The sequence below is a fragment of the Pseudomonas sp. zfem001 genome (assembly GCF_032621725.1).
GTDB classification, from domain to species: Bacteria; Pseudomonadota; Gammaproteobacteria; order Pseudomonadales; family Pseudomonadaceae; genus Aquipseudomonas; species Aquipseudomonas sediminis.
Genome location: NZ_JAVYJI010000002.1, coordinates 561,331 through 577,061, shown reverse-complemented (window position 1 = coordinate 577,061; position 15,731 = coordinate 561,331). Strand labels below are relative to the sequence as shown.

Here is a 15,731-nt window from a genome sequence, read left to right as displayed (position 1 = left end):
CGCCGGATGGCACCTACGGGGTACTGCAGCCTCTGCATCCGTTGCGCCTGGTGCAATTGCACCAGGCGTCGCTTGCTTTCGCTATTCGTTAGCCGGGCTGGGTCTCGATGTGCTGCTCACCCTGCTTGCGCAGGGTTTTCGCACGCTTCTCCAGCACCAGGTAGGTGACGCTGGCCAGCAGCAGAGGCAGCAGGTAATAGAGCACACGATAGGCGAGCAGGGCGGCAATCAGGCTCGCCTGGCTGTACTGATGCTGCAGCAGGGCGAGAAATACCGCTTCGAGCACGCCCAGGCCGGCGGGGATATGCGCCACCACTGCGGCCATGCAGCTGATCAGCAGCACACCGAGTACCGAGGTATAGGCCGCACCCTCCGGCAACAGCCAGAAGATCAGCGCCGCCATCAGCGCCCAGTTGCTTGCGCCCAGGCACAGTTGCAGCAGTGCCATCTTCAGTGAGGGCAGGGTGATCGACCGCTCGCGCAAGTGCCACACGCGTTGCCGCGAGAAAGCGCAGATGCCGATGTAGGCACTGACCACGCCCAGCAGTGCGAACCCCACCAACTGCAGGCCGGTGACGCCCAGGCCCCAATTGTCAGGTAGCTGTACCAGACGCATGGCGAAGATAACCCCGGCCAGCGCCATGTAGCCGGTCCAGTTGGTCAACAGGCTGAGGCTGAGGATGCGTGTCACCGTCGAGGCACTCAGGCCAAGGCGCATGTACAGCCGGTAGCGCATCGCCACGCCGCCAATCCAGGTGGTGAAGTTCAGGTTGAAGGCGTAACAGACCATCGCCACCGGCATGACCTGGCGCGCAGGCAGATGATGGCGACTGTACTGGCGGCCAAGCAGGTCATAGCAGCTGAACACCAGATAGCTGGCGCAGGCGATCAGTGCACCTACTGCCAGTGTTTGCACGCTGTAATCGCTGAGCGACTGGCGCACTTCGCCCCAGTCCAGATTGCGCGCGAGTATGTACAGCAATGCCGGTATGGCCAGCAGAAAGAACAGGGTCAGTGCGCGTTTTCCCCAGCGCATCCAGGGGTTGTTCTGGGCACCATTCATCCAGTCTTTTCCTCTTCATAGCCGCTGGCCTTGTCGGCTGGCTCCAGCGGTTTCAGTCTCTTGCGGTGCGCCGGCAGCCAGCCGGCGATGGCCGGAAACCGGCGCAGAAAGTGAAAGCACAGGAACACCAGTGGCGCGCGCCACCAGTGCCCGCGTATCACGCGTTCGAGTTCGATGCGCTTGCAGTGCTCGGCGGACAGCTCGAGCAAATGGTCATGCAGGTAGTGATTGAAGGCCTGATCCTGAATCACCAGGTTGGCTTCCAGGTTCAGCGCCAGGCTCAGCGGGTCGAGGTTGCTCGAGCCGACCGTGGACCAGTCGTCATCCACCAGTGCCACCTTGCCGTGCAGCGGGCGCTGGCAGTATTCGTAGACCACCACGCCGTGGCGCAGCAGGTAGTTGTAGAGCAGGCGGGAAAAGGCCTGGACCCAGCGCATGTCCGGCTGCCCCTGGAGGATCAGGGTGACCTGTACGCCACGCTGTGCCGCGTTGCGCAGGGCGCGTAGCACGCGGTAGCCGGGGAAGAAATAGGCGTTGGCGATCACCACGCGCTTGCGCGCCGATTCGAAGGCGCGCAGGTGCTCGTCTTCGATATCAGTGGTGTGGCGCTCGTTGTCGCGCTCCAGCAGCATCACCCGCGCATCGCCCACCGGCTCTCTGGAAGGCTGCGCCGGGCTCGGCTCGCTGAACGCCGGACGCAGCAAGCGCAGCATGGCCACATGCAGATCGCTGACGATAGGGCCTACCACTTCGACGGCGTAGTCCTGCTTGGCCATTTCGCCGTAGTCGCCGAGATGGTCGGCCGAATAGTTGATGCCGCCGACGAAGGCGCGCTGGCCATCGATCACCACCAGCTTGCGGTGCAGGCGGCGGAACAGGTTGGTACGCATGCCAAAACGCCGTGGGCTGGGATCGAAAACGTGGATCTTCACGCCCTCACGGGTCAGCGCCGCGACATACTCGTGCTGCAGATCGGCAGTGCCGTAGCCGTCCACGGCGACGACGATGCGCACGCCGCGCCGCGCGGCCTCGATCAGCACTTCCTGCAGCTCGAGGCCGACCTTGTCCTCACGGATGATGAAGGTCTCCAGCAGCACCTCGATGCGTGCCGCGCGAATGCATTCGAAAACCCGCGGGTAGTAGCCCTCGCCATTGATCAGCAGGCGCAGCTGGTTACCGTCTCGCCATATGCCACTCACAGGTGAATCTCCGCTGCCAGTGGCGCGTGATCGGAGAGGTGCGACCAGGGCCGAGTGGACAATACCTGCGGCTCGTGCGCCGCGGCATTGCGGGTATAGATGCGATCCAGGCGCAGCAGCGGCATGCGCGCCGGAAAGCTGCGCGCAGGTTTGCCGTGGCGATGCTCGAACGCTTCGCGCAGGCCATGGGGTGCCAGCAGGTCGTCCGCGCGCAGACGCCAGTCGTTGAAGTCACCGGCGACGATTACCGGTGCACTGGGCTCGAAGGTCGCCAGCAAATCCAGCAACAAGCCCATCTGCTGACGGCGGTGCGCCTCACGCAGGCCAAGATGCACGCATACGGCATGCACCGCATCGTGACCCGGCACGTCGAGACGGCAATGCAGCAGGCCGCGCTGCTCGGTGCCGCTGACCGTCACGTCGAGGTTGTGATGTTCGAGAATGGAAAAACGCGAGAGCAGGGCGTTGCCGTGGTGGCCGTCCGGGTAGACGGCATTGCGTCCGTAGGCGAATTGCGGCCACATGCTATCGGCGAGAAATTCGTACTGCGGCACGCTCGGCCAGTCATGGAAGCGTTTGGCGTGCAGGGCATGGTCGCCAAGCACCTCCTGCAGAAATACCAGGTCCGACCCGGTGGCCTGCACAGCGCTGCGCAGTTCCGGCAGGATGAAACGACGGTTGAGAGCGGTGAAGCCCTTGTGCGTGTTGATCGTCAGCACGCGCAGGCGCTTGACCGGCGTCACGCGATCGATGATCACCTCCGGTTTGGCGATGGTGTTGTTCATGGGCAGCCACGCTCGCTCACAGGCTGCCGGGCTTTTTCGAGCGCGACTCGCCGAGCGGATCGGCCTCGGCGATGGCGCGGTCGAGAATGGCACCGCCGCGCACTTGCTCCTCGCTACCGTGGCTGGCGTCGTTCTTCGCCGGCTGCAGTTGCACCTTGATCCAGCCGTTGTCACGTCGGTCGAAGGCCTTGAAGGCTTCGATGGCGTCGCTCATGGGCTTGACCTGGGTAAGGATCTTCGCCGGGTCGATGCGTCCAGCCTGGACCATCTCGATCAACTGCGGGATGTAGCGGCGGTGGTTGCAGTTGCCCATGTTGATGCTGAGGTTCTTGTTCATCGCCTTGCCGATGGGAAACTCACGTGCCTGGTGCGGATAAACGCCGATGATGCCCAGCGTGCCGGCCTTGGCCAGGGCATCGACGGCCCACTGCAAGGCCTGCTCGGGCGCATCGCCCGGTTGCCATTCGTGGCCTTCTGGTTGGCGCGGCGAGTGGCCGTGGGCAGGGCACTGCGCATCGACGCCCACGGCATCGATGGCACGGTCCACGCCAATGCCATTGGTCAGGCGACGCAGGGTGTCGACCGGATCTTCACGGTCGAAGTTGATCACTTCGGCGCCCTGGCGGCGGGCCATGTCCAGGCGATCATCGAGGTGATCGATGGCGAATACGCGTGCGGCCCCCAGCAGTTTGGCGCTGGCGATGGCGAACTGGCCGACCGGCCCGGCGCCGAAGACGGCGACGGTATCGCCGCTACCGACTTCGGCCAGCTTCGCGCCGAAATAACCGGTGGGGAAAATATCGGAGAGCAGGATGGCCTGGTCATCGCTGATCTCGCTGGGCAGTTTCACCAGGCCGATATTGGCGAAGGGAATGCGCGCCATCTCGGCTTGCAGGCCATGGAAGGCGCCGGTGATTTCCGGCCCGCCATAGAAGGAGGTGCCGGCCTGCTTGCCGTTGGGATTGGCCTCGTCGCACTGGGCGTAGTAGCCGGCGCGGCAATAGCTGCAATTGCCACAGGCGATGGTGGAGGGCACCACGACGCGATCGCCGATATTGAGATTGCGCACATCGCTGCCCAGCGCCTCGACGATGCCGACGGCCTCATGACCAAGGATGGTGCCCTTGCGCATGCCGCCCACGGTGCCGCGGACGAAATGCAGGTCGGTACCGCAGATGGCCGAGGCGGTAATGCGAATGACCGCGTCGGTACTGGCCTGTACCTCGGGTTCCGGCACGTCATCCAGGCGGATGTCGCCAATGTCATGGAAAACCACTGCTTTCATGAATCTCTCTCGAGGCCGGCCAGCTGGCCGGCATAGGTAATTGTTTGCTGGGGACTGACGCGAAGCGCCACGCGCGCCGAAGCCGGCGTTACGCTCGAGCAGCGTCATGGGTTGTCCCAGCATCTGTATTTTTCGAGTTGGCAGACGGAAGCAGGGTTCAGGCTTTTTTTCGCGGCGGCCTTTAGCGCAGTAACTCCAACAACTGCAGCGAGCGCCCGTGCAGCTCCACCGCGTCCTGTTGCACGGGCCTTGGCACCGTTTGCGCGGTATGCGTATCGACCAGGCACAGCCACTGGCGCCCGCCGTGCACTTCGGGCAGCTGGAATTCGCAGGGCTGGTGGTCGGCATTGAGCAGCAACAGCAGGGTGGCGTCGGCGCCGCTGCGTTTTACGCCTGAGGGTTGCGCACGGCCGTCCATGAGCATGCCCATGCAGCGCGCTTCCTCGTCGTGCCAGTGCTCCTCGGTCATTTCGCTGCCGTCCGGGGCCAGCCAGGTGACGTCCTTGACGTCCAATTCCTCGTTGTAGTGCCCGACCAGAAAACGCTGGCGGCGCAGGATCGGGTAGCTCCGGCGCAGGGCGATCAGGTGTTGAGAGAAGGCGAGCAGCTCGCGGCCTTCGTCGTCGAGTGTCCAGTCCACCCAGCTCAGCTCGTTGTCCTGGCAGTAGGCGTTGTTGTTGCCGTGCTGGGTGCGGCCGAACTCATCGCCGGCCAGCAGCATCGGTGTGCCCTGGGCGAACAGCAGGGTGGCCAGCAGGTTGCGCATCTGCTGCACGCGCAGGCTGCGAATCGATGGGTCGTCGGTGGCGCCCTCGCTGCCGTGGTTCCAGGAGAGGTTGCGGTCTGTGCCGTCCTGGTTGTTCTCGTCGTTGGCCTCGTTGTGCTTGTGGTCGTAGGACACCACGTCGCGCAGGGTGAAGCCGTCATGCGCGGTGATGAAATTGACCGAGGCGAAGGGCCGGCGCCCGCGCTGGTTGTACAGATCGCCGGAGGCGGTGAGGCGCCTTGCCAGTTCACCGAGCTCGCCGCGGTCGCCCTTCCAGTAGGCGCGCACGTTGTCGCGGAATTTGTCGTTCCATTCGGCCCAACCCGGCGCAAAACCACCGACTTGATAGCCGCCGGGGCCGCAGTCCCAGGGCTCGGCAATCAGCTTGACCTTGCTCAGTACCGGGTCCTGACGGCAGGCGACGAGAAAGCTGTGGCGCTCGTTGAAACCGTCGGCATAGCGCCCAAGAATGGTTGCGAGGTCGAAGCGAAAGCCATCCACGCGCATTTCGGTCGCCCAGTAGCGCAGCGAGTCGGTGACCATCTGCAGCACGCAGGGGTGGCTCAGGTCCAGCGTGTTGCCGGTACCGGAGTCGTTGATGTAGTAGCGGCGTTCGTCCGGCAGCAGGCGGTAATAGCTGGCATTGTCGATGCCGCGCATGGACAGCGTCGGGCCGCGCTCATTGCCTTCGGCGGTGTGGTTGTAGACCACATCGAGAATCAGCTCCAGGCCGGCCTTGTGCAGGTGCGCGACCATTTCCTTGAATTCACTGATGCGGCCGCTGGAGAGATAGGCCGGGTGCGGGGCGAAGAAACCGATGCTGTTGTAGCCCCAGTAGTTGTTCATGCCCTTTTCCAGCAGATGCTGGTCGTTGACGAAGGCATGCACCGGCAGCAGCTCGACGCTGGACACGCCCAGCTCGCGGATATGCCGCAGCAGTTCGGGGTTGGTCAGCCCGGCGCAGGTACCGCGCTGCGGCTCGGGCACCGCCGGATGACGCATGCTGATGCCGCGCAGATGCGTTTCGTAGATCACCGTGCGATCCCAGGGCGTGCGCAGGCTGGGTTGCTCGCCCCAGGTGAAGGCCGGGTCGATGACCTTGCACTTGGGCACGAACGGCGCGCTGTCGCGCTCATCGAAGCTCAGGTCTCCGGCCGGGTCGCCGATGGTGTAACCGAACAGCGCTTCAGACCACTGCAGCTTGCCCACCAGTTGTTTGGCGTAAGGGTCGATCAGCAGTTTGTTGGGGTTGAAGCGGTGCCCGGCTTCGGGCTCGTAGGGACCGTATACGCGGTAGCCGTAAACCTGGCCGGGACGGGCGTCAGGCAGGTAGCCGTGCCAGATTTCGTCGGTGTACTCCGGCAGTTCGATGCGTTCGATCTCCGTCTCACCGCGCTCGTCGAACAGGCACAGTTCGACCCGCGTGGCGTGCGCCGAGAACAGGGCGAAGTTGACCCCGAGGCCATCCCAACTGGCGCCCAGCGGGAACGGCGTGCCTTCGGTAACGCGTGAGCGCTGGTGATTGGACATGATGGCGACCTCAGGCTTTCGGCGTCTTGGGTGTGCGCGGGGCACGGGGTTTCTTCAGCAGCGCGGGCTGTTCGGCCTCGCTCAGCGGCACAGTCTTGGGTTTGCTGACACGCCGGGGCTTGGCCGTGGGTTGGGCTTGCGCCTCGGCTTCGGCCAACTTGCTGGCCATTTTCCAGTGCCGCTCATGCTGGCCATGGGGGCGGCCTTCGGACTCCCAGATCTGAAAGGCAAACTCGCGTATGCGCTGCTCATCGACATTCATGGCGTAACTCCTGTGATCAAGGGGTAAGGCGAAGCAGATTGACCGGCAGCTCGGCCAGCGCGTCGGCAAGTGGCACCGCTTCGTGCGCTGCGACCTTGCAAGGAGTGAGCAGGCCGGTGACATGGCAGTGGTTGAATTCGCCCGGTAACACCACGGCGGTGTCGTCCCAACGCTGTGCGGGCACATGCGGCAGGTCGTGCTCTGCGAGCAGGCCGGCGGCCAGGCGCGGCACGATCACCAGCAGGTGCTCGTCACCGTGACTACGCAGGAAGGCGAGCACCTGGGCGGCGTGTCTGCCCGTGACAGCCAGGGGCTGGTAACTGCCCTGGCCGAACAGCGACGGATGCGTCGCACGAATCGCCAGCACCTGCTGGATCAGCCATTGCTTGATGCGCCCGTCCTGCCAGCTGGCCAGCATTGCCGTTGGCTCATCATTGGCCTGTAATGCGTTTTGTCGCGCGGCGAAGTCCACCGGGCGACGGTTATCCGGGTCGACCAGGCTGAAATCCCAGAACTCGCAGCCCTGGTACAGATCGGGCACGCCAGGCGTGGTCATGCGCAACAGGCATTGCACCAGGCTGTTCAGGGCGCCGGCAGGAGCTATTGCCGCAACGCTATCAGCCAGCTCGGTGCGCAAGGCCAATCCGGCTGGCTCGCACAACAGGCGCCGCAGGAAATCGGCACAGGCAGCTTCGTGTTCGTCGTTCGGCGCACTCCAGGCGCTGTTGAGCTTGGCCTCACGCAGTGCCTTGCGCTGCCAACCGAGCAGGCGCTGCAGGTAGGCGTCCAGGCCGACGTCATCGTCCGCTTGCAGCCCCAGCGGCCAACTGCCGATCAGTGCCTGGTAGAGAATCGCCTCTTCGCCACCATCCGGCGCCTGCTGCTGATGACGGCTACGCAGCGGTTGCGCAAGGCGCTGCCAGCGTTTGACGCGTTCGGCGTACCAGGCGGCGTGTTCGCTGAGCACTGCCAGACGCGCACGGCAGTCTTCGCCGCGCTTGTGGTCATGGGTGGCGGTCGCCAGCAAGTTCAGCGGGTGGTGGTCTGCACGTTCGACGCAGGCCTGGTGAAAATGCTCGACGCTGGCGCTGAAGTGCTCGGCATCGAAGCCCACGTCATAGCGCGACAACAGCATGCCGGCGCGATACAGCGCGGTGTCTTCGACGGCCTTGGCAGCCACTGGCGAGGTCAGTTGCTGGAAGCGCGTCAGCGCCTGAGCGCGCAAACGCCGCGCACGGCCGGGCGGCAGTGCACGAAGGAAGGCGCCGCCGAGCCAGTCGTCGAGATGTGGCAGCAAGGGCCAGTCGGCCTCGGCCAGGGTTTGCCGCGCGCCGTCCAATGCCTGCTGAAAGAAGCGCCGATCCTGCTGTGAACGGCCGCAGGCCTGGGCGTAAGTGCGATACACCGGGAAGTGCACGATCAGCTCACGCAGCGCTCGGCGAATGGCGCCGAGGGTCAGGTCGCGGGTGGCGATGTCATGTCGGGCGACGTGCAGCAGGCGCTGGGCGACTTCCTCCAGATCACCGGCCAGCGAGCCCTCCAGCACCAGACGTCGCGCCTGCAGGATTTCTTCCTCGAACGCTGCCGGCCTGCCGCTAAGCGTTTGCCACAGCTGGCTGAGCGGCAGTTCGCCATGCGGGTCGTGCTGCAGCAGCGACAGCTGGTTCATGAACTCGTAGCCGGTAGTACCGTCCACCGGCCACTCCTGCGGCAGCTGTTCGCCAGCGCCGAGAATCTTCTCCACGAAGATAGGGAAGGGCGCATCGCCGCGCAGTTGCCGGACGCGCCGGCGCAGCCGGCTGCAATAGGCACGCGGGTTGGCCAGGCCGTCGATGTGATCGATGCGCAGGCCGTCGATCAGGCCGCGCTCGATAAGCTCGAAGACCTTGGCGTGCGTCTGCTCGAATACCTGGCGATGCTCGACGCGCAACGCACCCAGTTCATTGATATCGAAAAACCGTCGCCAGTTGATGTCGTCCGCTGCGGTACGCCAGCTGGCGACGCGGTAATGCTGACGTTCGAGCAGTGCGTGCAGACGCTGCTGCGCCGCTTCGTCATGGCCTTGAAAGCTGGTCAGCAGGGGCGCCACCTGGAGCGCCTTAGAGGTCAGTTCGATGCACAACTGATCGGCCTGTGCACGGCTGGCGTCATCATTGCCCAGGCGGGCGAAACGCTGACCCAATTCGCGCAGGGCTTCATCCTCGCTGCGGCGCAGGATGCTGGCGTAGCTGGCTGGCGTCAGCGGCAGGCGATGCTCGAAGTGCTGGGCGTGAAAGCGCCCGCGCTTGGCGTCGAACACCAGTTCAAGCGTGCCGTCACGCAGCGCCTCGCCGTAGTCGCTGCGCAGAAAAGGCACCAGTAACTGGCCGCTGAGCAAAGGGTCGTGGGATTGCCACTGGATATCGAAAAACTCGGCGTAAGGGCTGCCTTGCCCCCATTCCAGCACGTCCAGCCACCAGGGGTTACCGTCGCCACCGACGGCCATGTGGTTGGGCACGATATCCAGGATCAACCCCATGTCATGGGCACGCAGGGTGTCCACCAACTGCACCAGCGCGGCTTCGCCGCCCAGTTCGGGGTTTATCCGGCTCGGGTCGATCACGTCGTAGCCGTGTTGCGAGCCGGGGCGGGCGGTGAGAATCGGCGAGGCATACAGGTGGCTGATACCCAGCTGCGCCAGGTAGGGCACCTGAGCTGCCGCGTCGCGCAGGGTGAAATCCTTGTGCAGCTGCAGGCGCTGCGTGGCGCGTAATTCAGTCATTGCCAGCCTCCCGGCGTGCGCCATCGAGGCTGGCCAGACGCTCACTGGTGGCTGGCTGTTCCAGCAGTTCGTTGACCTTTAGCGGGTAGCGGCGCCGCCAGTTTGGGTGGACATCGCCCGGGCCGGGCAGGTTGGGCTGCTGCTCCAGGCCGCAGGCGTCCTCCAGCGGCAACAGGGTCAGTGGCGCCGGCGTGCGGCCGATATGCTCGATACAGGCTTGCAGGCAGGCATCGTCATCGCTGCCGGGCGCCATACCCTGACGTTCGAACAGCTGGCGCAGCGCCACGCGCTCACCGGCACGCCCGGCGTGGTCGCCCTCCAGCAGCTCGGCGTCGCGTTGGCCGGCGCGCACCCGCCATTCCAGATCGCGGCCGGCGAGCCAGCCCTTGATCGTCGGCAGGTCATGGGTGGTGGTGGTCGCCAGGGCATTGCCGGGCCAGCGCTCGGCCGGGACGAAACCCAGGTCGTCCTGCTCGAACAGCAGCACGCGGGTGCCGAGGATATTGCGCGCGGCGAGCTTGTCGCGCAGGCCCTCGGGCACAGTGCCGAGGTCTTCGCCGATCACCAGGGCACGATGACGGTGCGATTCCAGGGCCAGCAGGCGCAGCAGGTCATCAAGCGGGTAGCGCAGGTAGGCGCCGTGCTGCGACTCCGCGCCCTGGGGGATCACCCACAGCCGCTGCAGCCCCATTACATGGTCGATACGAATGCCGCCGGCATGCGCCAGGTTGGCCTGGAGCATTTCGATATAGGCGCGAAAGCCGTGCTGGCGCAGACCCTGCGGTGAGAAAGCGGCAACGCCCCAGCTTTGCCCCTGACGATTGAGCACGTCTGGTGGCGCCCCCACAGTGACCCGTGGCAGCAGTTCGTCCTGGCGCGACCAGGCCTGGCTGCCGGCGCAATCGGCGCCCACCGCCAGGTCGGCAATCAGACCGATGCCCATGCCGGCGCCGCTGGCTGTCGCCTGCGCGGTTTCCAGACCATGGGCGATCAGCCATTGGCAGAAGGCGTGAAAGCGCAGTTCATCGGCATGTTCGATGGCAAAACGGGTCACGGCGCCTTGATGCGGGCTGCGCAGGGCCTCCGGCCAGGTGCGCCAGTCACCGCTGGCGCCTTCGCGCAGGCGCTGCGCATGGATGGCCTCGAAGCAGCAATGCTGCTGCAGCGCATCGCCGCCGGCTGTGCGAAAGGCGTCGAAGCGTTGCTGTAACTGGCCGGGGCGTTGGCAGAAATCCGCATACAACTGGCGCAACAGGCGCTGCCGAGTGGCGGCCACGGCCGGCCAGTCGATCAACTGCAGCGCCTCCAGACGCGTCATTTCACTGTGCAGCCCGGCAGCCTGAATGGCGCGCTTGACCCGTTCCTCGCCGAGCAAGGTGACGGGCGCGGCATACAGGGTATTGAAGAACAGCCGGCTGGACGGTGAGTAGGGGCCGTAGCTGCGCAAGTCGGCGCTGAACTGGGCGTGCACCGGGCTCAGGCCGATGGCATCGGCGCCGTGATTGGCGGCATGCCGGGCCAGATCCGCCACAGCCAAGGTATCGCCCAGGCCGCCGTCGCCGGCGCGGCGCAGGCCGTAGATTTGTGCGGTCAGGCCCCAGATGCGCGTCTTGCCACACAGTTCTTGCACCGACATGCAGGCGGCAGGCGCGACGGCGAGCGTATGCTGGGTATCGCGAATCTGCAGCTGGTAATAACCAGGCTGCTGTTGCCTTGGCAAATGGCCGTCGTGGTCGAGCCGACCCTCGCTGACATTGCCGTGCTCATCGGTCAGCCGATAGGGGCTCTCGGCCGGGTAGAGGGTCAAAGCCAGCGGGTGATGCTGGTCCTGAAGCATCAGAGCCGAATCTTCCGGTACATGCTGGCGGTGCACCAATGAGGTCAGGCTTTCGCGTATTTGTTCGGGACTTTGCGCCGGATAACCGAGCGCCTCCAGCAGGTTGCGCTGCGCTTCTGCCGATACGCGCTGTGGCTGGCCGTAGGCATCGACCCAGTCAATGCTAAGATCCGCGGCCTGCGCCAGTTCGGCCAATAGTTGATCACTCATCGGGCCGGCTCCAGGGTGACCAGGGCACTGCGCGGCGGCAATTGCGCCTGGCGCAGGTCGGCATCATCGATACGCAGGGTGTACAGGCGCTCGCCATGCATGGCCTCTGCAGGCAGGGACACGGCGCCAGTACCCAGGTTGATGGCAATGCCCAGTGCCGGCCCATTGCCGAGCCGCCAGCGCGCCAGTACGGCGCCGTCACCCAGCACTTGCGCACCGAGGCTGCGAGCCTCCTGCAAGCCGCCCAGCAAACGACTGTGGCGCACTTGTAAAAGACCGCGATAGAAAGCCAGCCACTCGCGCTGCTGGGGTTCCAGCGCCGGTGCCAAGTCCGGCTGCGAGCGCTGGAAGCTGGCCTCGGCATTGGGGTCGGCGATGGCCTCGCGGTCGTGTGCCGAATTGAATTGGGAGAAATCCGCGAACTCGTTGCGCCGACCCTCGCGCACGGCGTTGGCCAGTTCGTCGTGGTAATCGGTGAAGAACAGAAAAGGCCGTTTGCAGCCCCATTCCTCACCCATGAACAGCAGTGGCACCATCGGGCACAGCAGCAGAAGCACGGTGGCGGCCTGCAGCGCGTCAACGTCGGCGAGCAGCGTCAGACGTTCGCCGAAAGCGCGGTTGCCCACCTGATCATGGTTCTGCAGAAACAGCACGAAGGCGTGCGGCGGCAGGTCGGCGCTGGGTTCGCCGCGTGGTTGGCCATGGCGGTTGGCCTGCCCTTGGTAAACGAAGCCCTGCTCCAGGCAGGTGGCCAACTTGCGCGTCGGCGCCTGGGCGTAATCGGCGTAGTAGCTTTCGTTCTCGAAGGTGAGCAGGGCGTGCAGGGTGTTATGGCCATCGTCGTTCCACTGCGCATCGAAGCCATCACGCAGCAGGTGCGCGGCGTTATGCTCGTTCTCCAGCACCAGATGCACATAACGTTGCTGCGGCAGCGCCGAGCGCACGCGCGCTGCCAGCTCCTTGAGAAAGTCGTCGTCCTCGATGGCGTGCACGGCGTCCAGACGCAAACCGTCGACGCGATAGTCCAGCAACCACATCAGGACGTTTTCGCAGAAGAAGTCGCGCACCTGTGGGCGGCTGAAATCAATGGCCGCGCCCCAGGGCGTGATGCGTTCTTCATGGAAGAACTGCCGTGCGTACACGCCCAGATAATTGCCGTCCGGGCCGAAGTGGTTGTAGACCACATCGACGAATACCATCAGGCCGTAGGCATGGGCGCTGTCGATCAGTTGCTTGAGTTCATCGGGCGTGCCGTAGGCGTTGGCCGGGGCAAACGGCAGCACGCCGTCATAGCCCCAGTTGCGCGTGCCGGAAAAGGCATTGAGCGGCATCAGCTGCAAGGCGGTGATGCCCAGATCGGCCAGGTGCGGCAGGTGCTCGACGACCTGCTGGAAACCACCGAACAGGCCGACATGCAGCTCGTACAGCACCGTCTCGTGCCAGGGCCGGCCATTCCAGTCGCGGTGATGCCAGATATAGGCCGAGTGATCGACGACCTGGCTGAAACCATGCACGTCCTCGAGCTGGCGGCGCGAGGCCGGGTCCGGCACGGGCCACTGTCCGTCGATACGGTAGCGATAGGCGGTGTCGGCCGGGCATTCGATCAGCGCCACGAACCAACCATCGTCCTGCGCCTGCATGGGCTGCAGCCCGCCATCTCGCAGTTCTAGCTCCACCTGTTGGCAACTGGGCGCCCACAGGGCGAAGCGCACGCGGCCGTCGGCCATTGGCCGGGTACCATGGCTGAACATCAGCGCGGCGCCCGTTGAGCACTGGTCTGGCTCAGCAGACGTTGAAAAAGGCGGTCATATGGCTGCACCGACTGGCGCCAGTAGAGCGGGGCGCTCATGGCCTGGCAGCGCATGGCTTCCAGCAGCTCGGGATGGTCGAAGACCTGCAGCGCGCGGTCGATGGCCTGGCGATAGGCATCGGCCTGAGGCGCGTCGAAGAGAAAGCCGCTGACGCCATCCTCGATGGTGTCGGCCAGGCCGCCGGTGCAGCGGGCAATGGGCAGCGAGGCGTAGCGCTGGGCGTACATCTGGCTGAGACCACAGGGCTCGAAACGCGAAGGCATGAGCAGAAAGTCGCTGCCAGCGTACAGACGCCGCGCATCGCTTTCGTCAAAACCGATATGCACGCCGATACGCCCCGGATGGCGTCGTCCCAGCTCCGCCATGGCGGCTTCCAGTGCCGGCTCACCCTGGCCGATCACGCCGATACGGCCACCGCGCGCGACGATGTGTTCGGCCACTTCCAGGGTCAGATCTATGCCTTTCTGATGCACCAGGCGCGATACCACGGCGAACAGCGGCCCGTCGTCATCGAGCCCCAGCCATTGCTGGACATACTCGGCGTTGGCTCGCTTGCCCGCCCAGTCGCCAGCGCTGAAACCTTCCAGCAAGTGTGGGTCGCTCTCGGGGTGCCAGCTTTCGTCGATGCCGTTGGCGATGCCGCTAAGCTGGTTGTTCTGCACCTTGGCCCGCAGCAGGCCATCGAGACCACAGCCCTGTTCCGCCGAAGTGATTTCGCGGGCGTAGCGGCGGCTCACGGTGGTGACATGCTGCGAGTAAGCAATGCCAGCCTTGAGGAATGACAGCTGGCCATAGAATTCCAGGCCTTCAACGCCGCAGGCCGTACTGGGTATTGCCAGTTCACTGGCGCAACGCATGTCACACAGGCCCTGATAAGCGAGGTTGTGAATGGTCAGCAAAGCGGGTGTATTGGCCTGGCGCCAGGCCATGTAGGCCGGCGCCATCGCTGCAGGCCAGTCGTTGGCATGGACCAACTCCGGGCGCCACTGGATGCCGGCATCGCCGGTGGCGATCTCTGCGGCGGCCAGGCCGAGGCGGGCGAAACGGATGTGGTTGTCGGCCCAGTCGCGGCCATGCCCATCGACGTAAGGCGAGCCATCGCGTTCGTACAGCGCATGGTTGAGCAGTACATAGACGATAAGTCCATCGGCCAGGTCCATACGGCCGATCTGGCAAGGAGGCAACGCCGACAGGCCTGGCAACTGCCCGACGATACGGATCGGTCGGCCGCTTTCCACCACTTGCCGGTAGCCGGGGATCAGCAGGCGAATATCGTGTTGCGGCGACAGCGCACGGGGCAATGCAGCGGAAACATCGCCGAGCCCGCCGCACTTGATCAGATCAGCGAACTCCGAGGTGACGAACAGTACGCGCTTGCGCTGCGGATGCTCGCTGTGCATCTGCAAGGGAGGCTTGGCTGCGGCGCTAAGGGTGGGCGTGGCTTGGATGTGTGCGGAGGCTGCAGCGCTTGCCATGTCTCTCTCCATCGAGTTGTACCTGAGGACGACTCGCCTTGTGGGCGAGGGCCGTGGAGGAGTGCAATGAACGGTGCGCGATCTCCCCCTTACCCTTGAGCTGACGGGGCGATACGAACAAAGGTTCGACCTTTTTTTGCAGAGCGAGCGCCCTGTAAACAGGTTGAACTTTGCCGATCCTGGCCGCTTCACAGAGCAACCTGGCAGCTAACAGGAGCAGGCAGATGCAAAGCGTCGAACAGGTTGTGAAATTTCTCGGCAAGTACAAGCTGCGTTTGGCCACTGCTGAATCCTGCACAGCGGGGCTTATCAGCTCACTGGTGGCCGATGTGCCTGGCAGCGGCCAGGTACTTGATTGCGCGTTCGTCACCTATTCGCCGCAGGCCAAGCAGCGTTGCCTGGGCGTCAATGCCGACACCATCGAGCGTTTCGGTCTCACCAGCGAAGAGGTAGCGCAGGAGATGGCGCTGGGCGCATTGCTACGCAGCGATGCCGATATCGTCCTGGCCAATACCGGCCTGGCGCAGGCAGAGGGAGAAATGGACGGCGTGCAATGCATCGCCTGTGCTATTCGCCTCGAACAGCACCAGGGCATCGTCAGTGAAACGCTGAAGTTCAGCGGAGGTCGCAACCAGGTGCGTGAGCAAACGGCGCGCTATGCCCTGTTACAGTTGCCTTATTACTACGAACGTCTGCGTCAAGGCTGATTGGCCTGGCGAGGCCGGGCTGCACCAGCAGCCCGGCAGG

At 64.5% G+C, this 15,731-nt stretch carries 11 protein-coding genes; 1 reads left to right on the top strand and 10 read right to left on the bottom strand.

Translation table 11 applies throughout. The features are described from left to right. Positions 1-88 precede the first annotated feature (88 nt). The 10 genes from RTH74_RS10580 to glgA form a co-directional block, all read right to left on the bottom strand. Positions 89-1,063, bottom strand: coding sequence for a lysylphosphatidylglycerol synthase domain-containing protein (locus tag RTH74_RS10580; RefSeq protein ID WP_316914611.1), 975 nt, complete (start codon positions 1,061-1,063; stop codon positions 89-91). After that, entirely contained in the window at positions 1,060-2,262 is a 1,203-nt protein-coding gene (clsB, locus tag RTH74_RS10575; protein WP_316914610.1) for a cardiolipin synthase ClsB, read from the bottom strand. The genes RTH74_RS10580 and clsB overlap by 4 nt, the downstream gene beginning before the upstream one ends. Further along, positions 2,259-3,047, bottom strand: a complete 789-nt coding sequence (locus tag RTH74_RS10570) for an endonuclease/exonuclease/phosphatase family protein (protein ID WP_316914609.1) — start codon at positions 3,045-3,047, stop codon at positions 2,259-2,261. The genes clsB and RTH74_RS10570 overlap by 4 nt, the downstream gene beginning before the upstream one ends. Positions 3,048-3,063: 16 nt before the next feature. Beyond that, on the bottom strand, positions 3,064-4,332 hold the full coding sequence (locus RTH74_RS10565; protein WP_316914608.1) for a zinc-dependent alcohol dehydrogenase: 1,269 nt from the start codon (positions 4,330-4,332) through the stop codon (positions 3,064-3,066). 181 nt (positions 4,333-4,513) lie between these two features. After that, positions 4,514-6,628, bottom strand: coding sequence for a glycogen debranching protein GlgX (gene glgX / locus RTH74_RS10560; RefSeq protein WP_316914607.1), 2,115 nt, complete (start codon positions 6,626-6,628; stop codon positions 4,514-4,516). Positions 6,629-6,638: 10 nt separating this feature from the next. Continuing rightward, entirely contained in the window at positions 6,639-6,890 is a 252-nt protein-coding gene (locus RTH74_RS10555; protein ID WP_079783734.1) for a DUF2934 domain-containing protein, read from the bottom strand. 16 nt (positions 6,891-6,906) lie between these two features. Beyond that, complete coding sequence (locus RTH74_RS10550) at positions 6,907-9,651, bottom strand: malto-oligosyltrehalose synthase (protein WP_316914606.1); 2,745 nt, start codon at positions 9,649-9,651, stop codon at positions 6,907-6,909. Next, complete coding sequence (gene malQ, locus RTH74_RS10545) at positions 9,644-11,698, bottom strand: 4-alpha-glucanotransferase (protein ID WP_316914605.1); 2,055 nt, start codon at positions 11,696-11,698, stop codon at positions 9,644-9,646. Before malQ ends, RTH74_RS10550 begins: the two co-directional genes overlap by 8 nt. Beyond that, the gene (gene treZ / locus RTH74_RS10540) at positions 11,695-13,425 is read right to left on the bottom strand and encodes a malto-oligosyltrehalose trehalohydrolase (RefSeq protein WP_316914820.1); all 1,731 of its coding nucleotides are present in this window, start codon (positions 13,423-13,425) and stop codon (positions 11,695-11,697) included. The genes malQ and treZ overlap by 4 nt, the downstream gene beginning before the upstream one ends. Positions 13,426-13,448: 23 nt before the next feature. Further along, on the bottom strand, positions 13,449-14,984 hold the full coding sequence (gene glgA / locus RTH74_RS10535) for a glycogen synthase GlgA (RefSeq protein ID WP_316914604.1): 1,536 nt from the start codon (positions 14,982-14,984) through the stop codon (positions 13,449-13,451). Between the two features lie 224 nt (positions 14,985-15,208). On the opposite strand from glgA, the gene RTH74_RS10530 reads away from it, so the two are divergent. Further along, entirely contained in the window at positions 15,209-15,691 is a 483-nt protein-coding gene (locus RTH74_RS10530; RefSeq protein WP_179544860.1) for a CinA family protein, read from the top strand. Positions 15,692-15,731 lie beyond the last annotated feature (40 nt).